Source organism: Streptomyces sp. NBC_00829, assembly GCF_045161795.1.
In the GTDB taxonomy this organism is placed as follows: domain Bacteria; phylum Actinomycetota; class Actinomycetes; order Streptomycetales; family Streptomycetaceae; genus Streptomyces.
Genome location: NZ_CP108867.1, coordinates 473,124 through 496,760, shown reverse-complemented (window position 1 = coordinate 496,760; position 23,637 = coordinate 473,124). Strand labels below are relative to the sequence as shown.

The following is a 23,637-nucleotide window of genomic DNA, read 5'->3' as shown; positions in this document are numbered from 1 at the left end:
TCGTCCACCAGGGACGTGCCCGCGGTATGCCTGGTGGTGCTGACACCAGGCGCAGCACACACTGCTGGCGAACCCCTGTCGCCGCCAGACTGGTTGCCATGAATCGACGCACCACCTTGATCACCGGCGCCACCCAGGGGCTCGGCCTCGGCATCGCCCTCGACCTCGCCGCCCGCGGCGGCACCGTCCTGCTGCACGGCCGAGACCGCGGCCGTCTCGATCGTGCGGCGGCCGAGGTGGGAGCCGCCGCCCCCGCCGCCACCGTCCGTACCTACCGCGCCGATCTGGCCGACCTCGACCAGGTGCATGCGATGGCGGCAGAGATCCGCGCCGCCGAGCCCCGGCTCGACGGATTGATCAACAACGCCGTCGCCGGCGGCGGAGCCGAGCCGCTCAAGCGGGAGCTGAGCCGACAGGGCCACGAGCTGCGTTTCGCCGTGAACCACCTTGCCCCGTACGCCCTCACCCGTGACCTGCTGCCGCTGCTCACGGCCTCGGCGCCCGCCCGCGTGGTCAATGTCGCCTCCATCGGGCAGGAAGCGGTCGACTTCGACGACATCATGCTGGAGCGGGACTACGAGGGACTGCGCGCCTACTGCAGAAGCAAGGTCGCGTTGATCACGGCGACCTTCCATCTGGCCACCGAGCTGCGGGGCACGGGCGTCACCGTGAACACCCTTCACCCCGCCCACCTCATGGACACCGACGGGGTGCGTGAGTACGGCCTCGATCCGGTGACCGGCATCGACGAGGGCGTACGACCGACCGTACGGCTGCTCATCGATCCGGTCCTGGAGTCCACGACGGGCCGCTACTTCGACCAGTTCACCGACGCCCGAGCGCATGAGCAGACGTACGACGCCGACGCACGGGAGCGACTGATGAAGCTGACCCACGCCCTCATCGGCTGAATCCGGCCGCACGGTCCGTCCGTCGGTCCCCTTGCGGTCCAGCCTCCCCCCGGCGTTCGGCGGAGGAGCGGCCGGTCCCGGTCCCGCTGCATGGATTGCCTCAACTCCCCATCTCTTACGTGTCTATGACGCCGTGTGGCCACTGGGGCTGCTGAGGCGCCGGTTCTGCCAGAGTGAGCGGCGGCCGGGAGCCCGTCACACGAGCAGGCACGGGGCACCTTGGGGATGGCCGAGACGAGGGCAGGGCAGATCCGCCCGCCCGTGAGATTGAGGACCATCAATGCATCAGCGACACAAAGTGAACCGCACCCGCCGGAAGGCGATCGTGGCGGTTCTGGGGCTCATGCTCGGCGGGGGAGGTCTGGTGGCCGTGAACGCCATCACCAATGCGAGCAGTGCCAACCAGGCCGGAGCGGGCGTCGTGCGCCCGGGTGTTGCCGAAGGACTGCCCGGGGTACCGGATGGTGCGCGCGGCGAGGTCCAGCGCAACCCGGCACTGATGCGGCTGCAGGAGGAAACGCCAAGGCCGCGATGTCATCGGCGAAGGACGGGTCCGCGGGCGCTCGCCCGGCACCGCGCCCTCTGGAGACCGACCGGGCAGCGGCGCTGGGGCGTATCGAGCTCGTGGTCGAACGTGCGGGCGCGCGGCGCTCTGCGGGACTGCAGAGTCTCGCCGGGCCTCGGCGGCCGGCACATGGAGCCCGTGGGCGGCCGACCGCTGCTGGGCGAATGCGCGGGCGGCGCATGCGATCCGGAGGCATCGCGGTCCCCCCTCTCCGTCTGGGTGGGCATGCCCGCCGGTTCGCGTGCCGGTGGGGAAGTGGTCGGTCTTCTCCGGTGCGGCCGGACGAACCTTCTACCGCTGACCAGGAAATGCGCAACGGGACTCTTTGTGGCCACCATGGAATGACGCGTACGGGTAGTCGGACCCGCCGCCTTCCCTCTCCAGGTGCCGAGGCGGCTCGGGCCCAGCCGGAACCCTGGAGCTGCGATGCCACTCTTCCCCGAGACGAAGCCGGACCTGCTCGACCCGGACGAGGATCTTCAGCGTGCCTTCGACGAGGCGATGGCCACACACGGGACCGGGCTCGGCAGTGTGCCCCTTGTCATCGTCGCTCTCGAAGAATCCGAGCCCCACGGCTTTGCCGCACAGCTTGAGGCCGAGGTCCACTACTCGGCGAGCCTCCTCAAAGCCACCGGTATGTGGGCGGCATTCGAACTGCGGCGGGCAGCCAACGAGTTCGTCTCCTCGATCGTGCCGACACCCGATCCGGACGCCGTCCTGGCGATGCTGAGCAGCGCTTTCGACGATGTGATCAATGAGAGCCGGGTCGCACAGCTCGCCTCCGTGAACCTGGACGGGTTCCTTCTTCCCCGATGGCCTCAGGTCTTCCAGGTGGACCCCGCCGATTCCACCGTCAACTTCTCGCCCGCCTTCTTCGGGAAGCTCTTCGACGCGATCGCGGACGGGAACAACGCAGCGGCGGGGGAGGTGGTGCACGGGCTGGGATTCGGTTACCTCACGCAGGCCGCGGCCTCGGCGGAGTTCTTCGACGAGGACGCCGCCGCCGAGCCCAAGACCGCGGACGGAATGTGGCTGTGCGGCGACTTCGGGCACGGTTTTCCCCCGCAGCGCATTCCCTGTGTCAACGACACCCCGGTCGCCCAGGCGACCTCGGCCCTGCAAATGGCGCGCCTGTTCACGTTCCTGGCCGCCAGCACCGTGGCCGACAACACTCCGCTCGTCGGCGCCGTCAGCGATGTCGCCATGCGCGACCTGCTGTTCAGGGCGGTCGAGCGGCTGCACCTCTTCCTCAACCGCGACACCGCGGTCGGCTTCGTCACGACCCAGTCGAAGATCGGTCTGGGACCGCTGAACAACGGCACGACCGTGGCCTCCGAAGCGGCGATCATCCAGGAGAACGCGACCGGACGGCGCTTCGTCGTCGTCTTCCAGAACAAGTCCTTCGTCAATGACGCTTCGCTCGTGCCCGTCTCCCAGGTCGTCGACGCGACCATCGCATCGTTCCTCTTCCCCTGAGCGAGACGGCACACCCCAGGCGGTCTACTGCCCGACGGCAGCTCGGCAGGCAGCCGCCGAGACCGGCGTCGGCACTCGCCGCGAAAGTGAGTGCTTGGACACAGCGTGGGCCCGTCCGCGGGCTACTCGAACCGCGCGGTGTCGCCTGCTCCTCGGCGTACGATCTCCAGCTCGCCGCCGGAGAAGTCGATGACCGTCGTCGGCTCGGTGCCGCAGTCGCCGGAGTCGACCACGGCGTCCACCACGTGGTCGAGCCGTTCCTTGATCTCCCAGCCCTGTGTCATCGGCTCCTCCTCGTCGGGAAGGAGGAGAGTGCTGGAGAGCAGCGGCTCCCCGAGCTCGGCGAGCAGTGCCTGCGTAACGGCATGGTCGGGAATCCTGACTCCGACCGTCTTCTTCTTGGGGTGCAGCAGTTGGCGCGGCACCTCCTTCGTCGCGGGCAGGATGAAGGTGTAACTGCCGGGCGTCGCCGCCTTGATCGCCCGGAACACGTCGTTGTCGATGTGCACGAACTGACCCAGCTGCGCAAAGTTCTGGCACACCAGAGTGAAGTGGTGACGGTCGTCGAGGTTCCGGATCGACCGGATTCGGCCGATGCCGTCACGACTGCCCAGCTGGCATCCCAAGGCGTAACAGGAATCCGTCGGGTACGCGACAAGCCCGCCCGACCGGATGCTGTCGGCCACGGTGCTGATCACGCGCCGCTGAGGGTTCTCGGGGTGCACATCAAAGTACTTTGCCATTCACCGAGTCTACGGGCCGGTCCGCAAAAGACCTTCGAACCGCCGCGGCCCGAGCCCTTCGCAGTCCCCCACCTGCGCTTTTCATATGGGGCCGGTCCGTGAGCGTGCCTGCCCGCGCACATGTGCAGCGCGGTCGAGGAGAAGCTCTACGCTGGGTCGACGTCGGCCCGGCGCGCACCGTCCGGACGCTGTCGATCCACAGCACTCACTGCTCCCGGGGGGACGGATGCCCATGACGACCCGAGTGGTGCTGGCCACCTCGGCCGCGGGTCTGGCCTGGGACCCGGACCTGCCCCTGATGGTCGAGGCGCTACGCGAACGTGGTGTCGATGCCATGGCGGTGGCCTGGGACGCCGAAGAATTCGACTGGTCCACCTGCGCCGCCGTGGTCATCAGGTCCACCTGGGGATATGAAGAGCGGTGGCAGAAGTATCTGGCCTGGGTCGAGGCGGTCGCGGTCGTGACGCGTGTGGACAATCCGGCCGGGCTCGTGCGCTGGAACACGGACAAGAGGTACCTGCGGGAACTCGCCGACCGTGGACTCCCGGTCGTCCCTACCCGGTTCGTGGCCCCTGGTGAGGACGACGGCCTTCCGGAGCGCGGCCACTTCGTCGTCAAGCCCGCCGTCTCGGCCGGAGCACGCGACACCGCTCGGTACGCGGAGCACCACCATTACCTGGCGGCGCCATATCGCCGCGCTGCACGCCGCCGGAGCAACGGCGATGGTGCAGCCGTATCTGTCCCGGATCGACGAGGGGGAGCGAGCGCTCGTCTTCCTCGGCGGCGCCTTCAGCCACGCCATGCGCAAGGGGCCGGTCCTGACCGACGTCGGGATCGTCGACAACGATCGGGACGCGCATCCGGATCTGGTGCCCCATCAGCCGTCCTGCGCCGAACTCGATCTGGCCCACGCGGCCCTGGCAGCCGTGCCCGCGCGGGACGCCCCTTTGTACGCACGGATCGATGTTGCCATGGGCGACGACGGGTCGCCCGTCGTGATGGAGCTCGAACTCGTGGAGCCCAATCTCTTCCTCACCCACAGCCCATCCGGGCTACGGCGCTTCACGGACCTCGTCCACGAGCGGGCCGCGGCGCACTGAGCGACTCGGGGCCGAGCCGTAGCCAGTGACTCCGTAGTCGGTCAACGGCCCCGGCCCCGGCGCCGCCGCGACAACGCGTTCGGTGCCGCGACGGCCGATCCGACCCACGCGCCTTGCCTGCTTCCCAAAGCCGAGGCCGAAGCCACCGCCCCCCGTTCGCCGCCGCCAGGATGACTCGTGTACCTGCCTGCCGACAACGCGGCGTCTGCGCCGCGGAGTGGCAGTAAACGTCAACAGGCTGTCATTGCGGCCACGCCTGAGGCGGATACAGACTGTGATCGTGACGCAGCGACGTGTTGTGACAGTGGTCTTCCCGGGCGCACAGGCACTCGATGTCACCGGGCCCATCGAAGTGTTCGACACAGTGAACCGGCTGTTGTCCGAACCGGACCACGGCTATCGGATCGAGTGTGTCTCGGCCGACGCACCCTGGGTACGGACCTCCTCAGGGGTGGTGATCCAAGCGGCGCCGCTGAACACCGGCGAGGGTCCCATCGACACCCTTCTCGTCCCGGGTGGCTGGGGACTGAAGGACGCCCTGGCGAACCGGGCCCTGATCTCCTGGATCAGGCAGGCCGCGAGCCGCTCACGGCGGGTCGTGTCGGTATGCGGAGGATCGTTCCTGTTGGCCGAGGCGGGCCTCCTCGACGGCCGACGTGCCACCACGCACTGGGCGTACTGCGAGGACATGGCCCGCCGTTACCCGGATGTGGCGGTGGACCCGGGTCCCATCTTCGTCTGGGACGGCCCGTACGTCACGTCGGCAGGCGTGTCCACGGGAATCGACACGGCCCTGGCGCTGGTCGAGGCGGACCACGGTGCGGCCCATGCCCTGGAGATGGCCCGCTATCTCGTCCTGACCTTCAAACGGCACGGTGGGCAGTCCCAGTTCAGCACGATGCTCGACGCCCAACTGGCCGAGCGTGCGCCGATCCGGGATGCGCAGGAGTGGATTCTGGACAACCTGGACGGCCCGCTGCCGGTGCCCCGGCTGGCCGAGCGGGCCAATATGAGTCCCCGCAACTTCGCCCGGGTCTTCCGGCGCGAGGTGGGCGCGACGCCGGGCCAGTACGTGGCACGGGTGCGCATCGCCCGGGCCCGCATGCTGTTGGAGACGACGGACCTTGCTGTCGGCCAGGTCGCCCCGCGCTGCGGCTTCCCGGCCGTCGAGACGTTCCTGCGGTCGTTCGGACGAGCGGTCGGCCTCAGCCCGAGCGAGTACCGGCATCGCTTCCAGGTCCTTTCGCCCTCCGGCCTGATCGTCGGAGCCGACCGAGTGGAGGCGAGCCCGGCATGACGTCCATCGGCGGCTTACGTGTAGTCGACTACCTGGCCGAGGAGTTGGGCCGGCTGGGAGTCAGTCATGTCTTCGGTGTCGGCGGCGCCAACATCGAGGACCTCTACGAGGCCGTCCACAACACCGCAGGCGCGGTCCGTCCCGTTGTGGCGAAGCACGAGTTCTCCGCGGTCACCATGGCCGACGGGTACTCCCGGGCCACGGCGGGCCTCGGGGTCGTCGCGGCCACCTCGGGCGGCGGAGCGATGAATCTGGTGCCCGGGCTGGCGGAGGCGTACGCGTCGCGGATTCCGGTGCTGGCGCTGGTGGGACAGCCGCCGAGCGTGCTCGACGGCAAGGGATCGTTCCAGGACTCCAGCGGCAAGGCAGGTTCCCTGGACGCGCGCGAGGTGTTCCGGGCCGTCTCACGGTTCTGTGCCCGGGTCACCGAACCGGACTCGGTCGTGGAGCTGCTGGCGCGTGCAGTGGCGGTCGCGCAGACGGATCCCAAGGGACCGGCGGTACTGCTGCTGCCCAAAGACGTGCAGGAGGCGTTCGTCACCGTCCCGGTGGAGGCGGTGAATCGCCCCGCTCCGCCACCCCCGCTGGTGGCACTGCCGGACGCTGCGGCCCTGGACCGCGCGGTGCGCGTACTGGACGCCGCCGGCCATGTCCTGGTGATCGCGGGCGAGGGAGTGGCGGCAGCGGAGGCTCGCACGGAGCTGGCCGTGGTCGTGCGGAGCCTCGAAGCCTGCGTGGCGGTCACTCCGGACTCCAAGGACGTCTTCGACAACCGGGACCGCCGTTTCGTCGGAGTCGCCGGGGTCATGGGGCATCCCAGTGTCGGGCGGTGCCTGCGGCAGTCCGACGTGTGTCTGCTGGTCGGGACACGTTTTCCGCTCATGGCGCGCGCCGGGCTGGAGGCGGAGCTGTCCGGCACCCCCGTGATCTGCGTCGATCCCGAACCCCCTTACGTGCAGGGCACGGCAGTCGAGGGCAGTCTGCGCCAGGCGCTGCGCGCGCTGGCGGGCCGGCTGGCGCCCCGGTCCCGCGATCTGCCGGGGCACGAGGCGCTCACCGAGTTGCCGGTTCCCAGGACCGCGGCGGGCACCGAGTCCTACGCCGACGCGCTTGCCGCGGTCGAGGCAGAACTGCCACCGGACGCCCATGTGTTCGTGGATGCGGGAAACGCCGGTGCCAGCGCCATCCACCGGCTTCCCGCCCCGCGCCACGGCCGGTTCGTCGTGGCGGTCGGCATGGGCGGCATGGGTTACACCTTCGGCGCGGGTATCGGCGCCGCGCTCACCACCGGGCGTCGCACCTATGTCATCGCAGGTGACGGGGCGTTCTTCATGCACGGCATGGAGGTCCACACCGCCGTGGAGTACGCCGCCCCGGTCACCTTCGTGATCCTCAACAACAATGCGCATGCGATGTGCGTGACCCGCGAGGACCTCTTCCAGGGCGGCGTACGCGGCGACAACCTCTTCCTGCCCTCGGACATCGCGGGCGGGGTGGCCGCCATGTTCCCGGCCCTCGACGTGGCCAGGGCCGAGTCCGCGGCCCAACTGCGCCAGGCGTTGCGGCGGAGCAACTGCGGTGCCGGGCCAGCCTTCGTCGCCATGGACTTCGACCCGCGCGAGATACCGCCGTTCCTTCCCTTCCTGGCCGCACCCGGCCAGGAGCCGCCCGCGTTCGAGGAGGACTCGCATGAGCACCGACCGGTCCACGTTGGCTGACGTTCCCGGACTGATCCGGGTGGAGAACACCACGCCGGAGCAACTGGCCGCCCACTGCACAAAGATGACCGGCGAGACCTACCCGCACCAGCAGGTCTACGGGCAGTACTGCACGATCGAAGCGTTTGTCGACTGCCCACCGGAGCTGGTCTACGACTACCTGCGTCAGGGACACCACCTGGAGGAATGGACCTGCAGTCTGAGGCAGTTCACGCCGACCGGCACACCAGGACTGTGGGCCGGCCGTGATCTGCTGGAGCCGGGAACCGACATCTACTGCCGGGTCGTCGCCCATCCGGAAGCCATGACGGTCGACTACCACTGTGCGTGGGACCAGGGGGACAAGCTCTGGATGATCTACCTGATGCGGGTGATCCCGGCAGCTTCGGTGCTCGACCGACCGGGTTCGGTGATCACCTGGACCAACTGCAGGCACCCGTACTACGAGACCAACCCCTACCCCGACCGTGCCCCGAGCCCGGACCGCCGATGGGTCGGCGACTACTGGGATCTGTTCTATGCGGGCCACACCGTGGAGATGAACAATCTCAAAGCGATCCTGGAACACCGCCACCGGAGCGGCCTGCCGGTCAGTGTGCCGCCCGCCGCGGCGGTGAAGCGGTGACGACCGTCAGCCTCACCGATGTCGCCGGCTATCTGCCCGGCGATCCGGTGCCGGCGCAATTCTTCACCGGACACCCCGGTGCGGAGAACAGGCTTCGCGACAGCCAGATGTTCAAGGCGCCCCCGTTACGGCACCACGTCGCCTCGGGCGAGACCAATGTGGACATGGTCGAACGCGCCGTTCAGCCACTGATCGAGCGTCACGGCCACGACGAGATCCGCGGAGTGGACGTCCTCCTGGTGCACAGCCAGCTTCCGGATGTGCCGTTCGTCGGCGCGGGCACGGAGGTGGCGCGCCGACTGGGGCTGAACCCCGAGTGGCTCGTCGACGTGGCCAACGGCGGCTGCGCGTCATTCGTCCATATGCTCCGCCTGGCCCGGCAGATCCTCACCACGACCGACGCCCGAACCGCCCTGATCTGCAACGCGCAGAGCGCGGCGGGCCGGCTCTTCACCCAGTCCAAGGTGCGCAGGCTCGCCCAGGCGGCGATACCGGGTGACGGTTGCGGCGTGGGCTTTCTCACGACATCGGCCGCGGCCCCGGTGCTGGGTGTCGAGACCCGTCATATCGGTGCGTACGCGGGCGACATGACCATGGTGCGTGACGACGGCCGCAAGTACTGGGAACCGGGGGAGGGGCAACTGCGGATCGGTTTCTCCGAGGACGGGGTTGCGCAGGTGCTCGACCGCGGCAACCGTCTCGTACCCGAAGTCGTCACCGACCTGTGCACGCGGCTCGGCAAGACGTGTACCGATATCGATGTACTCGTCACCAACCAGCCCAACCGGACGTTTCTGCGCAACTGGCGGGACGCGTTGAAGGTGCCGCCGGAACGGCACCCGGACACCTTCGACCGGTGCGGCAACCTCTTCGGAGCGGCGATGCCGATCACCTTGGACCACGCTGTTCGCTCGGGGCGAGTCCAGGACGGGGCCCTGGTGATGCTCGGCGGATTTGCCCACGCCGGAGACTTCGCCGGAGCGGCGGCCGTCCGCTGGAACGGCGGCGGCCGATGAACCTCCGCGTACCCGCGTAGTACGAGAGCGGCTAGCCGGAGGGCTCGCCGAGGAACCAGGACGGCTCGCACCGCCGGCCGCCGGGCAGCCCGAGACGCTGCCCGGCGGCCGGTACTGCGTTCAGGTCCCGCCCTGGAAGGCCGCCGGGCCGGGCCGGGAGCAACTCGGGCAGCATGTTCGCCAGTTCCTCCACTACCTCGGCCCTGGACCCGGCGGGGCACCTGCCGAAGCACCGGTACGTCCAGTCCTCTTGGGCGCTGTGCCGCGATTTCGGACGCCGTGCGGTGACAGCGGACCGCGGGCCGTCGGCCATGAGTGACCCAGCTCACACGATCATTGTGTTCGACACCCCCAAATGGTGGCACTAGGTTACTCATTGGTTACTTGCTGGTCCCGTGAGGGAGCAGCCATGTCGCAATGATGCGTCGCAAGGCGATCGGGGGGACGACCTCCAGCCGATGCCAGGGGCCCCTGACGCATCAGTTCGACCGCAGGCCGGAGACCGTGGAGACCCGTGCGTGCGTGTGCTGGTGGCCGCCGACCGCTGCACTTTCGGCGCCGAAGGCTCGCACAACGCCTCCATGGAACACCGCTGTTCCGCGAGAGCGGGCGCCATCCACATCACAGGCCGGACATCCGGCGCGCCACGAGGAGGTGGCGTACGGGTGCCAGGGGTGTCCTGTTCGGCGATGCCTCATGGCGAAGACCAGAACGAAGGGATGCATGCGACCCATGACCGTTCCGGCAACTCACACACCAGACCTCTCCGAGGTCTTCGGCAGCCTTGAGTACCACTGCCGCCTGATCTGGGAGGCCAGGATCGCGGTGAATCAAGAGGATCTCTTCTTCTTCGACCATCCGCTCGACCATGTGCCTGCGGTGATGCTGACCGAGGCCGCACTCCGGCTTGCCGACCAGGCCATGGACGGAGCCGCAAGCCCCTGGCGCGCGGGTATCAGCCGGGTGGCCCTGCGCTTCGGCCAATTCTGCGAGCTGTCCCCGGAGCCTGTGGTCCGGCTCTGGGCCGCGGAGCGGAGAGCGGGCTTGTGGAACGTCGAATTCAGACAGGACGAGAACATCATCGGCGCCGGGGAACTCCAACGGCGCGCCGCCACCGCGCCGTCCGCTCCGGCCAAAGTACGGGCCCTCGCCCCCGTCCGGGCCTCCGAGCCCGTGCCGGCCGGGCTGGTCCACCGCGCCCACACGCAGAACGTGCTGATCGGCGGGTACGAAGCCCGGGCCTCCGGCGGCCATCGGGTCGACCTGCTCACGCCGGTGCCGGGCCACTACTTCCGGCGCCGCAGCCCGCGGGTCCGGGCATTCGGCGAAGTGATCGAGGGCATCCGGCAGTTCGGGATTCTGCTGGCCCATGAGGCGCGAGAGGTCGTTCTGGGCCGGCAGTTCATCGTCAAGACCATCGAACTGGAACTGGAGCGACCGATCTCGCGCCACGAACCGGTGGTGCTCCGCTCAACAGGGCTGCCCCGGCACCGCGGACGCGGCACAGGCCGGATGGACTTCACGATCGAGGCGGGCCGTCGGCCCGTCGGCACGGCTCAGGTCACCGGCACCGTCGTCTCCGCAGAGGTGTACCAGCGGATTCGGGGGACGAACCGATGAAGAGGCTCGAGAGCAGGTTCCCGCCGCTGCTGTTCCTCGCAGGCACGACCGCCATCGGCTACGGCCTCTGGCGATACCAGGGGGCACAGCGCGCGGTGGTAGCGCTCTATCTGGTGTGGATGCTGCTGGAGTTACGGATCACCTTCCGTGGGAGTCCCGGCGAGACCGGCGGGGAAGACCGGCGCAGCATGCCGCTGTACGGAACGGCCCGAGGGCTCGTGGTGGCCACCGCGTTGTTCCTGCCGCCGGTATGGCCCGGCTGGTCGATCGTGCGGAGCGCGGCGCTGGCCGTGTTCGTCGCGGGTGTCGTCCTCCGTCTCACCGCAGTGCGCCAATTGGGCCGCTTCTACTCGCACAAGGTACGCACCCTGGCCGACCATCGGATCGTGCAGAGCGGGCCGTACCGGATGATCCGCCATCCCGCGTACTGCGGCATGGTCATCGCGCACATCGGCTTCACCGTGGTCTTCCTCAACCCGATCAGCGCCGCCGCGACGGCGGGCCTCCTGATCCCGGCTGTCGTGCACCGCATCCGGGTGGAAGAGCGGACGCTCATGTCGCTGCGCGGATACCCCGCCTACGCGCACTGCCGCAAACGGCTGATTCCGGCGGTGTGGTGACCCGATGTGGACCACCGAGAGAGACGATCCCGACCAGGTCGGGCCGAAGTTCGCCCGACTGCACCGGATGAGGGCGGCCGGACTTCCCGTTCCTCCGCTGTTCTGTCTGCCCGCCGAGGCCTTCCGTCACGTCGCCCGACCCCTGCTGGCCGGGATCGGGCGCGAACTGGGAAAGGCCGACTACAGCGATCCAGGAAGCATCGAGGACTGCTCCGCGCGTATCGGCGAACTCTTCCAGACCGTGCCCCTTGCCGAGGGACTGGCGGCGGAGATCGCGAGCGCCTGCGATCGCCATTTCGGCCCCGACGCGCTGGTAGCCGTGCGCGCGTGCGCCCTGGACGGAGAGGACTCCGCCGAGGACCCCCACGCCGGGATGAGCGAGAGCTTCCTGTACGTCTCCCGCGATGCGGTGCTTTCTACGGTGCGTCGCTGCTGGGCCTCCGGCTTCACCGCCCAGTCGCTCCTCTACCGCCACGTCCAGGGCCTTGACCCCCTGCGGACGGAGATTGCCGTCGGTATCCAGGAAATGGTCCTGGGCGAGCGGTCGTTCGTACTCTTCACACAGGATCCCCGCACCGGCGACCGGACTCCCGCCGTCGCCGCCGGCCTCGGTATCGGCGAGGGCGTCGTCCGGGAACGGGTCGGTGTCGACCACTACTTTCTCCGCCACGACACCGTGGAGCGCCGCACGGTCGCCAAGCCGGAGCTGCTCGGCCTCGACCCCCAACGGCCCGCGGACGGCCCCGTACTGCTGCCGGTCCCCGCCGAACGGCGCGATGCCCCCGTCCTCACCGACGCGGAGGTGCGGCAACTGGCAGCGATCGGCACCGAGGTCGAGGAACTGTTCGGCGGTCCCCAGGACATCGAAGGCACCTTCACCGCCGACGGACGCCTGCATCTCGTGCAGGCCCGCCCGGTCGCGATCGACCCGACCCTGCGCGCGCAGTGGAGCAACGCCAATATCACCGAGAGCTTTCCGGGGGTGACGACCGCCCTGACGTACTCCGTCGCCCAGCGCTTCTACCGGACCATCTTCTACGACCTCTACCGGCGCCTCGGCGTCGACGCCCGTACGCTGCACGGCGACCGGGACCGGCTGGAGCGGATGATCGGCCGGCACAACGGCCGTATCTACTACCGGCTCGACGCGTGGTACCACCTGCACAGCAGGCTCACGGTCTTCCCGCTGTTCCAGGCGTCCTGGGAAAAGATGATGGGCCTCGACCCCGGGCCGCCGGAACCACGGCCAGGACCGCTCCGTCTGGCCGGACCACTGACCAAGGTGGCCTACCGGTTCCTCGTCCACGACAGCACGATGCGGGACTTCGAGGCGTGGTGGGAGTCCGTCATGGCCACCCGGCGCGGCCGTGACTGGAGCCGGGTCGACCCGCTGGCCCGGATCCAGGACCTTCGCGCGGTGTGGCGCGAGGCCGGAGACCAGTGGGGCGTGACGCTGATCAACGACTCGGTTCTCAGCACCTACGCCACACTGGCGCGGAACCTGCTGGAGCGGTGGGCACCCGAGGTGCCGCTCAACGACCTGCTGTGCGGCGAGGAGGAGAACCGTAGCGTCGCCGTCGTGATCGCCACGGTCCGGCTGGCCGAGCGGCTGCGGGACTGCCCCGATCTCCTGGGCGCGCTCGACCGTATGCCGTCCGAGCAGGTGTGGGACGCAGTCCGTCGCGGTGAGTTCGGGGCGGACATCGCGGACGCCTTCACGGACCATGTCCTCCGTCACGGGGACCGAGGTCTTGAAGAACTCAAGATGGAGCAGCCCAACCTGCGGCAGTCCCCCTGGACCCTGCTCGAACTCACCTCCCAGTACGCACGCGCCGACCTGGACGCCGAGACTTTGATCGCCCGCGAGCTCGCCGTCCGCGACGCCGCTGAGCGGCGGCTCGAAGCAACGCTCGGCCCCCGATCGCCACGCCTGCGACTGATCCGGGCGGTACTCGCCCGGCTCCGACGCTGCGTCGGCCACCGGGAGAACTCCCGCTACTGCAGAAGCGAGCTGTTCGGACTGGCCAAGGAAATCTTCCACCACCTCGGTGCCGACCTGGCCGCCGACGGCGTCCTGCGCGATCCGGGCGAAGTCGTGCACCTCACCGAGGACGAACTCCTCGGATGGTTCGAGGGCACCGGCACGTGCGAGGGACTGCAGAGCCTCGCCGACGCCCGGCGGGCGGAGTTCGAGCGGCCCGGCCCGGAACTGCCGATGCGTTTCACGACTCTCGGTCCGGTGCGCCGTACCCGCCCGGCCGGCCCGGACAGCCTTCCGGCGGACGAAGGGGAACTGCGCGGGCTCGGCTCCAGCGCCGGAATCGTCCGCGGCCGTGCCCGGGTGGTGCTCGACCCGCGGGAGCCCATCGAGCCGGGGACGATCCTCGTCGCCCGCGAGACCGACCCGGGCTGGCTCTTCCTCATGCTCCGGGCGAGGGGGATCGTCGTGGAGCGCGGCACCCTGCTCTCCCACACCGCCATCACCGGCCGAAAGTTCGCGATCCCCACGATCGTCGCCCTGCCCGCGGCGACCACGGCCATCCCCGACGGCGCCCTGATCGAAATGGACGGAACGTCCGGCCGGGTCACGGTTGTTCAGGAGACCTCATGAGGACTCTGGGCAGGCTCGCCCGGTTCACACACGTCATGTTCAAGCCCCAGATCTATGTCACCTACGCTCTGCTGTGGGTGCTCGCCCTGGAAGGCTCGACGGCGCTCCTCGCCGACCGGTCCTGGCAACCGGGCACGGGGACGGCGGTGCGAGTGACGAGCGTCCTGCTCGCGCTCCTCTACCTGCGGGTCGTGGACGAGCAGAAGGACTTGGAGTACGACCGTGAACATCACCCGGACCGGCCTCTGGTGCGCGGCGAGATCAGTGTCCCCGAGCTGCGGATCGCCATGGCGGGAATCGTCGTGGCGCTGACAGGGCTCAATCTCTCCCGGTCTGCGGCGGCGCTCACCATCCTGCTCGCCGACCTGGCCTATGCGGTGCTGCTGATGGCACTGGAGCGCCGGTCGGGCGCGATACGGGAAGGACTCTTCCTCAACCTCGCCGTCACCTACCCGGTCCAGTTGCTGCTCAGCGTGTACGTCTACGTGTCCGCCGGCGGCGCGATCGGCATACGGGCCGTGCCGCTGCTCATGGTCTTCGTCTGTGTCTTCCTGCACTTCGAGTTCGCCAGAAAGACCTCGTGGCAGGCCGCGCCCGGGGAACGTCTCTACTCCGGCTCGCTCGGACCGCTGCCGAGCGCGCGCCTCGCGGCCGGGTGCGCGCTGGCCGCGATCGGCCTGTCCCTGGCACTGTTCCACGGGCATCCGGCCCTGCTCCCGCTCGTCGCCGCCACGCTCGCCTTCCCGGCGGTCGGCTGGTGGCGCTTCCGTCGCCGCAGCGTCACCGGCTGGCCGGTGCCGCTGGCGACGGGCTTCGTGGTCGCCACCTACCTGACCCTGACCGTCCAGGCCGGAGCATCATGATCCTGCTCATGGGCGCGAGCGGCTTCGTCGGCGGCGCGGCGCTCTCCGCCCTGGTCCGGCGCGGAGCCGACGTACGCGCCGCCGTCCACCTCCGCCCGCCCGCCACCACCGCCGCCCAGACCGTGTCCGCCGACCTCACCGACACCGCCTCGCTGGCCGGGATCTGCGACGGGGCCGACACCCTTGTGCATCTCGCTTCCTACATCGGAGAGGACGAGGACATGTGTGAGGCCGTGAACGTCCGGGGAACCCGAGCGCTGCTGGCGCAGGCACGGAGGGCGGGCGTCGGGCGGATCATCCATCTGAGCACGGCGGCGGTCTACGGTGACGCACCCCACCGGGGCCCGGCCGAGGACGAATTGCTTCCGTCACCCGCCTCCGCACTCAGTCGGTCCCGGCTCGCCGCCGAGCACGCCGTACGGGCCGCGGGCGGGAGCGTGCTGCGACCGATGTTCGTCTACGGCCCCGGTGACCGCTGGTTCGTACCGTCACTGGCCCGGGCGTTCACCCAACTGCCCGTGAGCGTCAACCGGGGCACCGCGCGGATCTCGCTCATCGACGTGGCCGACCTGGCAGAGGCCATCGCCGTCCTCGCCACCACTCCGGGCGGCGAGGGCCGCGTCCATCACGCCGCGCACCCCGAGCCCGTCACCGTCGCCGAGCTGACCGGCGCGCTGGTGACCCACCTCGGCGTGCCCGAGCCCACCGCGGACATCGGCTTCGACGAGGCGCTGGCCTTCCTCTCCGACGCGCCGGACCTCGCGCGCCGTCTACGCTTGGTGGCGTTCGACCACTTCTACGACGCGACCCGCCTCTGGCGGCTGACCGGACTCACCCCGGGCTCCTTCCCGGAACGCTTCGCCGCCGCTGCCTCCTGGTACCGGCATCACCTCAGACACCCGCAACAGCCGTGAGCCAGGCGCGGTGCCGGGCACTCGCCGCCACCTGCGGGCGCCAGGGCCGGGACGCCGACGCGCGGACCGTACTCGTCGCCAAGCACCGCGGCATGCGCCCCTCGCTGAAGCCCCCGGCCCGGCTGTGGAGTCTCCTCCAGGACGCGACGGTCGGCTACGGCTACCGCCCCTTGCGCGCGGTGTTGCTCCTGCTGGGTCTGCTGACCCTGGGCACAGCGCTGTTCACCGCCTGGCCCCCGACGACGGTGGGGGACGGCAAGGCGCCGCACTTCCAGCCCGCCATCTACACCCTGGACCTGCTCCTGCCCCTCGTGGACCTGGGCCAGGAACGCTCCTACGCGCCAGGTGGTGCCCTGCAATGGGCTGCCGTCGAACTGGTCGGTACCGGCTGGCTCCTCGCGACCACGGTCGCGGCCGGCGCGGGACGAGTGCTGCGCCGCACCTAGGTGGGGAGGCCGGAGGCGGGAGCCTCGGGCCGGCGTCGGACCGGGAGTCACGTCCCTCCCGCGCGCTGGACGCAGGACCCCCGCGCGCCGCAGCCGACCGCGCGCCCGGAGGATGACGGGCACCATGAGGAGGAGAGGGGCGGAGCCGGGCCGTATCCGCGTACGACGGGCCGCCGGGGAGAGATGAAGCAGCCCGTGCAGTTTCCTTTGCGCCAGGTGGCGGGTTACTGTCCATGGCGAGGAAGATCGAAGTCAGGGGTGGGCCACATGGATACAGCCGAGTCGGCAGGGCCGGGGCGTCCGCCGGGTGTACGGGTCGGCGCCGACGGACTGACCGGACGGCAGTCGGCCATCGTCGCCTTCATCGAGGAAGCGGTCTCCCGCAGGGGATATCCGCCGTCGATGCGGGAGATCGGCGCGGCCGTCAAGCTCAAAAGCACGTCCTCGGTCGCGCACCAGCTGATGACGCTGGAGCGCAAGGGATTCATCTACCGGGATCCGCACACGCCTCGGGCCTACCGTGTCCGCAAGCCCTGGGCCGATCAGGACGCAACAGCGCCCGCACGCGCACACGCGTCGACGGCGCAGGTGCCGCTGCTGGGCCGTATCGCCGCCGGCATCCCGATCCTCGCCGAGGAAGCCGTCGAGGACGTGTTCGCGCTGCCCCGGCAACTGGTCGGAGAGGGCGAGCTGTTCGCGCTGACCGTGGTAGGGGACAGCATGATCGATGCTTCGATCCGTGACGGTGACATCGTCACCGTCCGACGCCAGCAGTCGGCCGATCACGGTGACATCGTCGCTGCGCTCCTCGACGGGGAGGCGACGGTGAAACGGCTCCGCCGGGAGGCCGGGCAGGTGTGGCTGATGCCGGAGAACCGGGCGTACCAGCCGATCCCGGGCAACGCGGCGCAGATCCTGGGCAAAGTAGTGGCGTTGCTTCGACGCTTCTGAATGTCGGACGAGGTGGCTGAGGGAGTTGCTGACGCACACGTCGTGGACGTTCGCGCCGGACGGTGGCACTCCCTGCCCGCGGGCGCAGAGCAGGTACCACCGCCCGTGATCGAGCCTCGTACCCTTGCCTCCGAGGAGGTGGCAGCGGAACACGACGCCCTACGGTACGGGTCCCCACGGCCGCCGTCTCGGGTGACCTCGCAGGTACCGGGATGGGCTCGACCGTTCCCGTCGCGCTCGTCGCGCTCGGGGCGACGGGGCTGGGCGTGGTCGTGTTCCTTTTCGCGACGACACCTTGCCGCGAGGCCTGCACATGCGCGAGGTCCCGGACCGTGACGGTCCGGGACCCCGGCGGTGCACTTCGCTGACCGCTCTGTGCAACGATGGCCGGCCGAATCAGTCACGCCGACGCGCGCCGGGACCTTCCCGAAACCGGATTCCGGGCGGGGTCCCTCGAAAGATGAGCGAGCCCACGACGACGCGGGAACGTCACGTGCCCGACTACGGGCTGTCGGGAAGCCGCTGGTGGGGGAGTTGAGCCATCAGCAGGCGGCCGTCGGCGCGTAGGTTGCACTCGCTGACGATCCGCTGCTCCTCGTGGGTGTACCCGGAGCGCGTTTCGAGGCGCAGAGCGACGGTGACTTCGCCGAGGCCCGGGCGCGGTCCGTCCTCCGCTGCGAGCCGACGGTAGAGGGTGTTGGGCCAGTGCTCGGGGTCCGTGTCCTGCCAGACGGAGAGTGACGGGTCGTGGAAGCGGCACGGCCGTCCACCGTGCGGCTCCTGAAGGAACGAATGGCTCAGGGGCAGAGTGCCCAGCAGCGGGGCGAGCCGGATGTGGAGCTGCTCGTTCTCGACCAGCCGGTGGCGCTGCCAGTACCTGCCGGAGGCGACGGTCATCCGCAGGGCCGCGAGAAGATACGACTGACCGTTGGGGGCAATGAGAGGTTCATCGCCCCGCCACCTGGGCCAGGACGCCCCATAGGCCGGTAACCGGCGTGCCGGGTCCGGGCGTTGACCGCCTCGGCCGGCGAGATGCACCACGTGCTCGTTCTCCACCCGCAGATTATGCCCCGTGCCCGCCGCCCCGCAGTCGGATAGCGGCCGGGACACGGCACCTCGCCTCTCCCGCCCCGGGACCGTGCGCCGGTGGGTGACCTGAAGGGGGCCGAGTGGACGGTCAGCTCTGACTCTGGGTGATGTTGACCATCCACGTGATGCCGAAGTTGTCCGTGCACATGCCGAAGACATCGCCCCACATCTGCTTCTCCATCGGTACGGAGACCGTGGCGCTCTGAGTCAGCTTCTCCCAGTACCCGCGCAGCTCGTCGGCGTCATCCCCGCTCAGGCTCACCGACACGTTGCTCCCGGGGTTGAACTCCATCCCGGGCGGGGTGTCGGCGCCCATCAGGGTGAAACCGGCGGGCGTCTCAAGCATGCTGTGCATGATCTTGTCCGCGAGCTCGGGCTCCTTCGTCCCGAACTCCCCGAAGGAGTTCGTGGTCAGCGTGCCCCCGAAGACGCCCTTGTAGAACTCCATCGCCTGCCGGGCGTTCCCGGCGAAGCTCATGTACGGATTCAGGCGAGATGGCATGAGGTTCTCCTCTTTGTGACGTGTGGGATCAGACGCAGGGTAGCTCGCGGCAGACCGACGCGGGCCCATGGCCACTGCGTGTCAGCCGAATGGTTCATCCGTCAGGCGGGCGGCGGGGGAGCGGGCCCGACCTCCTGGCTTTCCGGCATGGAGGCAGGAGCCCAGAAGATCGCCACACCAGGCACCGTGACATCCTGAGGCGTTCACAAACTCGCCGCCTATCGGCGAACTTCTGGAAATTGCGAGGGAGTCGATGAGGCTTTGCTTCCTGGTCGAGGAGCACTACCGCCACGACGGCATGCCGAACGACGTGATACGTCAGCTCAGGTCCTGGGGACACCACATCGACGTGCTGCGGCCCGGAGGCTCCCTGCTCCGTATGAGTGAGGCCGTCCGTGAGGGCCGTCACGATGCCTGGGTGCTCAAGACGGTATCCGGCGGCCCCGGCCTCACACTGCTCGAAGCCGCGGCATCGGCCGGCATGACAACGGTCAATGACGCTCGGTCGATACGAGGCGTACGCGACAAGGTGATGGCCGCTGTGATCGGCCTCAGCCGTGGGCTTCCGGTACCGCCGACCTATGCCGTGGCCCTCCCGGAGCTTCTGCTGGAGATACCGGCGTCCGACTACCCCCTGGTGGTCAAGCCCGCAGACGGGAGCGGGGGGCGAGCGGTTCGTCTGGTCAGGACGCCCGATTGCCTCGCGGCGGTGCTCCCTGAACTGAAAGGCGAAGGCGTACTTGTCGCGCAGCCGTACGTGAACAACTCGGGTACCGATATCAAGGTGTATTGCGTCGGCGAGGAACTGTTCGCAACCGAGCGCCGCTCGCCTCTCCACCCGGATCCTTCGGTGCCGGAGCGCCGCGTGCCGCTCTCGGCCGAGGTCGCCGCCATAGCCGCCCATGTCGGCGACGTACACGGCCTCGATCTGTACGGCGTCGACATCGTGCTCGGCCCGTACGGCCCCGTCGTGGTCGATGTGAACGACTTTCCGAGTTTCCGCCAGGTCCCGGACGCGCCGGCGAAAGTGGCACGCGCCGTCCTTGGTCTGGCCGCCGTGGACAGGGCCCCGGGCCCGGTAGCGAAATCAAACGTACCGACGCCGGAATGGCACGGCGCTGCGCCCATCGTGTTCTCCGCGACGACGGGCGAGCGCGCGTGAGAGTGGGACTCATCACCTCCGACCCCCACCATCCCTTGTTGTCGTCCACCGCCGCCCTGCTGAACGACGAGGCGAGGATGGAGACATGGGACCCGAGCGCGTCGGAAGGCGAGAGCGAATCCATCGCCGACATCTACCTCCTCAAAGCGCGCACACCACGCGCTCTGGCAATCGCCCGCGGCCTTGAGGAACGCGGAGCCCGAGTGATGAACTCCGCCGCCGCGACCGCACTTCTCCAGGACCGCACGGCCATGGCTGGGCGCGCCCTTCAGGCAGGCCTGCCCTTCGCGGCCACCCGCACCTTTGCCACGCTCGCTCAGCTGGCCTCCCGTCACGGCGGCGGTGCCGCGGTTCATCGGCCCTTGGTGGTCAAGAGCCGCCACAGCCGTCGGCGTGATCTCGTCGCACGCGTCGAGAGCGCCCACGAGCTGCGCGAACTTGCCTCCGCCTGGCCCGAGGAGCCGGTGGTGGCCCAGGAGTTCGCGCCGAACAGCGGATGGGACTACAAACTGTGGGTGATCGGGGACCGGATGTTTGCCGCCCTCCGTCGCTCCGAACTCGCCCCGCAAGGGCGCGGCCCTGCGCGGTTTCTCGCCCCTGACTCCCTGCCGTCCGACTGGCAGGCCGCGGTACGCCGGGTCGGCGAGGTCTTCGCACTGGACGTCTACGGCGTCGACATCGTCGACCTCGGCGACGGCACTCCCCTCATCGTGGACATCAACGCGTTTCCGGGCGTCCGGGGCCAGCCCGACGCTCCGCAAGCCCTGGCAGCGCTGATACGGCACCGGGTCAACGGCCCGCCGATCGAGGGGTGATGAGGTCTGAGGTGGCGAGGTGGGCACGCAACGCGCTTCCCACGCGCCTGCGTTCGGTGTTGCGGGTGAGTAACATCCAGTGATCAACAGCCGTACCAAGAGGAGTTGTCGTGCCCGAGCTGGAGACCACCAACCTCAAGACTGAATACGCCGCCAAGGTCACCGCGGACCTGGAACACAACCGCGGCGAGCAGGAGCGCATCTGTGGGGAGCTCGAGGTGCTCCGGGAGCAGCTCGCGACACTGGAGAGGGACCGGGAACTGCTGCAGAGCATGAGCACAGCCCTGGGCGATCCGGCCGCCGGGCTCCCCGCACCACGGCGGACCGCCGAGAAGACCACGGGCGAGGCGAAGGCAACGGTCAAGCAGGCTGCTGCGAAGAAGGCGCCCGCGAAGAAGGCGCCCGCGAACAAGGATGAACCGAAGGGCGCGGCCAAGAAGGCGGCAGCACCCGCGGTGAAGCAGGCGGACAAGGAGCCCGCCCTCACCGAGCTGATCGTTCACCACCTGAGCGTGCAGTCGGAGCCGCGCACCGCCGCCGAGATCGCGAAGGCGCTCGTCGGAGCCCACCCGGACCGGAGCGTCAGCGACAACATGGTGCGTACGTCCACCGAGCGTCTGGTGGCCCGCTCTCGGGTCGAGCGTGCCAAGCAGGGCAGCACGGTGTACTACACGGCCGTCAAGGAGACCTCCGTGAACACCGCGCCTCAGGCCGGGCAGGAAGCGGTGGGAGTCACGGCCTGAGCCTGGCGTTGCCGCCGCGGCACTCGCATCGCCCGACGCGGACCCGGGCGGCGACTTCCGCCCGGGACCCCGCCGAGGTGGACCTCAACGTGAGTTCTCGTACTGCTCGCGGGGGGCCGGGACCGCTCTGACGCGGGTGACGCTGATGAAGGGGATGACGCCGTCGTTGACGGGGTCCTTGGCCTGTCGGGTGGTGTAGGTGCCGGTGACCTCGACCCAGGTGTCGGGTCGCAGTGTGGTGGGAGTCCGCCCCGACAGTCCGATCTTTACGGGCTGGGCATCGGCGGCACAGCAGTTGAGGGTCATGCGGGCGAGATAGGGAGTGCCTCCGGGTCCCAGGGTGATGAAGCCGGTGATCCTGACCTGCCGGTCGCCGAGAGAGCGTCCGTGGTCGTAGGCGGCGCGTCCCGCGTAGTCGAGCACGGCGAGCTTGAGCGGGTTGCCGGCAGGGAGAGTGGGAAACCCCCAGGGCGGCTGAAGCGCGGTGCCGGTGCGCATGGCGCTGTAGGAGCCCGGTGCGGGCGGGGCGACCAGGATCAGCGCCAGGAGGGGGAGCACGAGCAACCAGGAGATACGGGGCTCGCGGTGGGAGTGACCCCGCCCGTCGTCGTGTTCATGCTGCTCGGGTCGCTCCTCCCGGGGCGGGCGCGGTCGTCGCAGCTCGTACCAGACGGTGGCCATGGCCGTGGCGATCAGGACGATGCCGGCCCCGAGCAGGAAAGGCCGCAGTCCGGCCTTGACGTAGCGCAGATAGAGGTCGGTGCAGCCCGCGCGCAACACCGCCCCTCCCACGAGGAACAGCACGACTGCCTGTGCCTGCCGGTTCACAGCAGGACCGCCCCGACCCCGGCCGACATCAGGACGGCCAGCGCGAAGGTGACGGGCGCGAACCGCAGCGCGAACCCGCGGCCGAACGTGGCGGTCTGCATGGCGAACAGTTTCAGGTCGATCATCGGTCCGACGACGAGGAAGGCCAGCCGGGCGGTGAGTGAGAACTGCGACAGGGAAGCGGCCACGAACGCGTCGGCCTCCGAGCAGATCGACAACAGCACGGCGAGGACCGCCAGGGTGAGGACCGACACCACGGGGATACCGGCCGCGGTGTGCAGCCAGCCTGCCGGTACGACCGTCTTGAGGGTGGCTGCGGCCATCGCGCCGACGACGAGGAAGCCGCCGGCGTGCATCACATCGTGCCGTACGGACCCCCAGAACGCCGCCCCCTTGCCGAGTCCGTCGAACGACGGATGGGCCGGCGGACGAAGCCAGTTCGTGCGGCCCAGCCGCTGCCACAACCAGCCCATCGCGCACGCCGCGAGCAGACTCGCCACGAACCGGGCGATGACCATCTGCGGGTCGCGGGGAAACGCGACGGCGGTGGCAGTCAGCACGATCGGGTTGATCGCCGGGGCGGACAGCAGGAACGCCAACGCCGCCGCGGGCGTGACGCCCCTCCGTACCAGCGCCCCTGCCACGGGTACGGAGGCGCACTCGCAACCCGGGAGGACAACCCCTGCCATCGCCGCTGTCGGCACGGCCAGGGCGGGCGCTCTCGGCAGCGCGCGGGCGAAGAACGACGGCGGAACGAACACGGCGATGACCGCCGACAGCAGCACACCGAGGACGAGAAAGGGCAGGGCCTGTACGAACACGGCCACGAACACGGTCGTCCAGCTCTGCATCACCGGTGCGGACACAGCCCGGCGGATCGGCCCCTGAACCGCGACCACGAGGCACAGCGCCACAGTCAGGACGAGAGGCGAGTTGAACTGCCAGCCCTGCGGCTCGTCCGCGTCGGGCTTGCCGACCCGGGGCGGGGGTGCCTTGGTGGTGGTCACGGGGCGAGTACCTCC

General features: G+C 69.4%; 23 protein-coding genes. 17 read left to right on the top strand and 6 right to left on the bottom strand.

The window, feature by feature from the left end:
- The first annotated feature begins 98 nt into the window (after positions 1–98).
- Positions 99–911, top strand: a complete 813-nt coding sequence (locus OG293_RS02050) for an SDR family NAD(P)-dependent oxidoreductase (protein WP_405997008.1) — start codon at positions 99–101, stop codon at positions 909–911.
- A gap of 991 nt (positions 912–1,902) precedes the next feature.
- Entirely contained in the window at positions 1,903–2,952 is a 1,050-nt protein-coding gene (locus tag OG293_RS02045) for a hypothetical protein (protein ID WP_405997007.1), read from the top strand.
- Positions 2,953–3,074: 122 nt separating this feature from the next.
- Here OG293_RS02045 and OG293_RS02040 read toward each other — a convergent pair whose 3' ends face one another.
- On the bottom strand, positions 3,075–3,695 hold the full coding sequence (locus OG293_RS02040) for an L-threonylcarbamoyladenylate synthase (protein ID WP_405997006.1): 621 nt from the start codon (positions 3,693–3,695) through the stop codon (positions 3,075–3,077).
- Positions 3,696–4,417: 722 nt separating this feature from the next.
- On the opposite strand from OG293_RS02040, the gene OG293_RS02035 reads away from it, so the two are divergent.
- The 5 genes from OG293_RS02035 to OG293_RS02015 all read left to right on the top strand — a co-directional run bounded on the left by OG293_RS02035 (position 4,418) and on the right by OG293_RS02015 (position 9,451).
- Entirely contained in the window at positions 4,418–4,795 is a 378-nt protein-coding gene (locus tag OG293_RS02035) for a hypothetical protein (protein ID WP_405997005.1), read from the top strand.
- Positions 4,796–5,075: 280 nt separating this feature from the next.
- A complete protein-coding gene (locus OG293_RS02030) occupies positions 5,076–6,092 on the top strand; it encodes a GlxA family transcriptional regulator (protein ID WP_405997004.1) in 1,017 nt (338 codons plus the stop codon).
- Positions 6,089–7,810 (top strand): thiamine pyrophosphate-binding protein, encoded by a 1,722-nt coding sequence (locus OG293_RS02025; RefSeq protein WP_405997003.1) that lies wholly within the window; start codon positions 6,089–6,091, stop codon positions 7,808–7,810. The genes OG293_RS02030 and OG293_RS02025 overlap by 4 nt, the downstream gene beginning before the upstream one ends.
- Complete coding sequence (locus tag OG293_RS02020; protein WP_405997002.1) at positions 7,782–8,435, top strand: SRPBCC family protein; 654 nt, start codon at positions 7,782–7,784, stop codon at positions 8,433–8,435. Before OG293_RS02025 ends, OG293_RS02020 begins: the two co-directional genes overlap by 29 nt.
- The gene (locus OG293_RS02015) at positions 8,432–9,451 is read left to right on the top strand and encodes a 3-oxoacyl-ACP synthase III family protein (protein WP_405997001.1); all 1,020 of its coding nucleotides are present in this window, start codon (positions 8,432–8,434) and stop codon (positions 9,449–9,451) included. Before OG293_RS02020 ends, OG293_RS02015 begins: the two co-directional genes overlap by 4 nt.
- Positions 9,452–9,482: 31 nt before the next feature.
- Here OG293_RS02015 and OG293_RS02010 read toward each other — a convergent pair whose 3' ends face one another.
- On the bottom strand, positions 9,483–9,626 hold the full coding sequence (locus tag OG293_RS02010; protein WP_405997000.1) for a hypothetical protein: 144 nt from the start codon (positions 9,624–9,626) through the stop codon (positions 9,483–9,485).
- A 557-nt stretch (positions 9,627–10,183) separates the two neighbouring features.
- Between OG293_RS02010 and OG293_RS02005 the strand changes: the two genes are divergently transcribed.
- The 7 genes from OG293_RS02005 (at position 10,184) to lexA (ending at position 17,476) form a co-directional block, all read left to right on the top strand.
- The gene (locus OG293_RS02005; RefSeq protein ID WP_405996999.1) at positions 10,184–11,071 is read left to right on the top strand and encodes an AfsA-related hotdog domain-containing protein; all 888 of its coding nucleotides are present in this window, start codon (positions 10,184–10,186) and stop codon (positions 11,069–11,071) included.
- A complete protein-coding gene (locus OG293_RS02000; RefSeq protein WP_405996998.1) occupies positions 11,068–11,691 on the top strand; it encodes a methyltransferase family protein in 624 nt (207 codons plus the stop codon). The genes OG293_RS02005 and OG293_RS02000 overlap by 4 nt, the downstream gene beginning before the upstream one ends.
- Before the next feature lie 4 nt (positions 11,692–11,695).
- A complete protein-coding gene (locus OG293_RS01995) occupies positions 11,696–14,302 on the top strand; it encodes a PEP/pyruvate-binding domain-containing protein (protein ID WP_405996997.1) in 2,607 nt (868 codons plus the stop codon).
- Positions 14,299–15,165, top strand: a complete 867-nt coding sequence (locus tag OG293_RS01990; protein ID WP_405996996.1) for a hypothetical protein — start codon at positions 14,299–14,301, stop codon at positions 15,163–15,165. The genes OG293_RS01995 and OG293_RS01990 overlap by 4 nt, the downstream gene beginning before the upstream one ends.
- Positions 15,162–16,079 carry an NAD-dependent epimerase/dehydratase family protein gene (locus OG293_RS01985; RefSeq protein WP_405996995.1) on the top strand — a complete coding sequence of 306 codons (918 nt, stop codon included), beginning with the start codon at positions 15,162–15,164 and terminating at the stop codon, positions 16,077–16,079. The genes OG293_RS01990 and OG293_RS01985 overlap by 4 nt, the downstream gene beginning before the upstream one ends.
- Positions 16,076–16,525, top strand: coding sequence for a hypothetical protein (locus OG293_RS01980; RefSeq protein ID WP_405996994.1), 450 nt, complete (start codon positions 16,076–16,078; stop codon positions 16,523–16,525). The genes OG293_RS01985 and OG293_RS01980 overlap by 4 nt, the downstream gene beginning before the upstream one ends.
- A 267-nt stretch (positions 16,526–16,792) precedes the next feature.
- On the top strand, positions 16,793–17,476 hold the full coding sequence (lexA, locus tag OG293_RS01975; RefSeq protein WP_405996993.1) for a transcriptional repressor LexA: 684 nt from the start codon (positions 16,793–16,795) through the stop codon (positions 17,474–17,476).
- A 501-nt stretch (positions 17,477–17,977) separates the two neighbouring features.
- Here the strand turns inward: lexA and OG293_RS01970 are convergent.
- Together OG293_RS01970 and OG293_RS01965 are read right to left on the bottom strand one after the other, a co-directional pair.
- Positions 17,978–18,373 carry a hypothetical protein gene (locus OG293_RS01970; RefSeq protein WP_405996992.1) on the bottom strand — a complete coding sequence of 132 codons (396 nt, stop codon included), beginning with the start codon at positions 18,371–18,373 and terminating at the stop codon, positions 17,978–17,980.
- 280 nt (positions 18,374–18,653) lie between these two features.
- A complete protein-coding gene (locus OG293_RS01965; protein ID WP_405996991.1) occupies positions 18,654–19,067 on the bottom strand; it encodes a VOC family protein in 414 nt (137 codons plus the stop codon).
- A 253-nt stretch (positions 19,068–19,320) separates the two neighbouring features.
- Between OG293_RS01965 and OG293_RS01960 the strand changes: the two genes are divergently transcribed.
- From OG293_RS01960 to OG293_RS01950, 3 genes are all read left to right on the top strand, one after another.
- A complete protein-coding gene (locus OG293_RS01960) occupies positions 19,321–20,229 on the top strand; it encodes a RimK family alpha-L-glutamate ligase (RefSeq protein ID WP_405996990.1) in 909 nt (302 codons plus the stop codon).
- Entirely contained in the window at positions 20,226–21,044 is an 819-nt protein-coding gene (locus OG293_RS01955; protein WP_405996989.1) for a RimK family alpha-L-glutamate ligase, read from the top strand. Before OG293_RS01960 ends, OG293_RS01955 begins: the two co-directional genes overlap by 4 nt.
- Before the next feature lie 110 nt (positions 21,045–21,154).
- Positions 21,155–21,787, top strand: coding sequence for a hypothetical protein (locus OG293_RS01950; protein WP_405996988.1), 633 nt, complete (start codon positions 21,155–21,157; stop codon positions 21,785–21,787).
- A gap of 84 nt (positions 21,788–21,871) precedes the next feature.
- Here the strand turns inward: OG293_RS01950 and OG293_RS01945 are convergent, their stop codons facing one another.
- Positions 21,872–22,615: a TIGR03943 family putative permease subunit gene (locus OG293_RS01945; RefSeq protein WP_405996987.1), complete on the bottom strand. Its 744-nt coding sequence runs from the start codon at positions 22,613–22,615 to the stop codon at positions 21,872–21,874.
- Positions 22,612–23,622, bottom strand: coding sequence for a permease (locus tag OG293_RS01940; protein WP_405996986.1), 1,011 nt, complete (start codon positions 23,620–23,622; stop codon positions 22,612–22,614). Before OG293_RS01940 ends, OG293_RS01945 begins: the two co-directional genes overlap by 4 nt.
- Positions 23,623–23,637: the final 15 nt, after the last annotated feature.

Bases quoted from the DNA above. Each gene is read 5' to 3' on its own strand.
- OG293_RS01970 (WP_405996992.1), bottom strand. From the start codon at position 18,373: ATGACCGTCGCCTCCGGCAGGTACTGGCAGCGCCACCGGCTGGTCGAG.
- OG293_RS02020 (WP_405997002.1), top strand. From the start codon at position 7,782: ATGAGCACCGACCGGTCCACGTTGGCTGACGTTCCCGGACTGATCCGG.
- OG293_RS01995 (WP_405996997.1), top strand. From the start codon at position 11,696: ATGTGGACCACCGAGAGAGACGATCCCGACCAGGTCGGGCCGAAGTTC.
- OG293_RS02050 (WP_405997008.1), top strand. From the start codon at position 99: ATGAATCGACGCACCACCTTGATCACCGGCGCCACCCAGGGGCTCGGC.
- OG293_RS01960 (WP_405996990.1), top strand. From the start codon at position 19,321: ATGAGGCTTTGCTTCCTGGTCGAGGAGCACTACCGCCACGACGGCATG.
- OG293_RS02000 (WP_405996998.1), top strand. From the start codon at position 11,068: ATGAAGAGGCTCGAGAGCAGGTTCCCGCCGCTGCTGTTCCTCGCAGGC.
- OG293_RS02010 (WP_405997000.1), bottom strand. From the start codon at position 9,626: ATGCTGCCCGAGTTGCTCCCGGCCCGGCCCGGCGGCCTTCCAGGGCGG.
- OG293_RS02025 (WP_405997003.1), top strand. From the start codon at position 6,089: ATGACGTCCATCGGCGGCTTACGTGTAGTCGACTACCTGGCCGAGGAG.
- OG293_RS02005 (WP_405996999.1), top strand. From the start codon at position 10,184: ATGACCGTTCCGGCAACTCACACACCAGACCTCTCCGAGGTCTTCGGC.
- lexA (WP_405996993.1), top strand. From the start codon at position 16,793: ATGGATACAGCCGAGTCGGCAGGGCCGGGGCGTCCGCCGGGTGTACGG.
- OG293_RS01965 (WP_405996991.1), bottom strand. From the start codon at position 19,067: ATGCCATCTCGCCTGAATCCGTACATGAGCTTCGCCGGGAACGCCCGG.
- OG293_RS02040 (WP_405997006.1), bottom strand. From the start codon at position 3,695: ATGGCAAAGTACTTTGATGTGCACCCCGAGAACCCTCAGCGGCGCGTG.
- OG293_RS02045 (WP_405997007.1), top strand. From the start codon at position 1,903: ATGCCACTCTTCCCCGAGACGAAGCCGGACCTGCTCGACCCGGACGAG.
- OG293_RS02035 (WP_405997005.1), top strand. From the start codon at position 4,418: ATGGTGCAGCCGTATCTGTCCCGGATCGACGAGGGGGAGCGAGCGCTC.
- OG293_RS01985 (WP_405996995.1), top strand. From the start codon at position 15,162: ATGATCCTGCTCATGGGCGCGAGCGGCTTCGTCGGCGGCGCGGCGCTC.
- OG293_RS01990 (WP_405996996.1), top strand. From the start codon at position 14,299: ATGAGGACTCTGGGCAGGCTCGCCCGGTTCACACACGTCATGTTCAAG.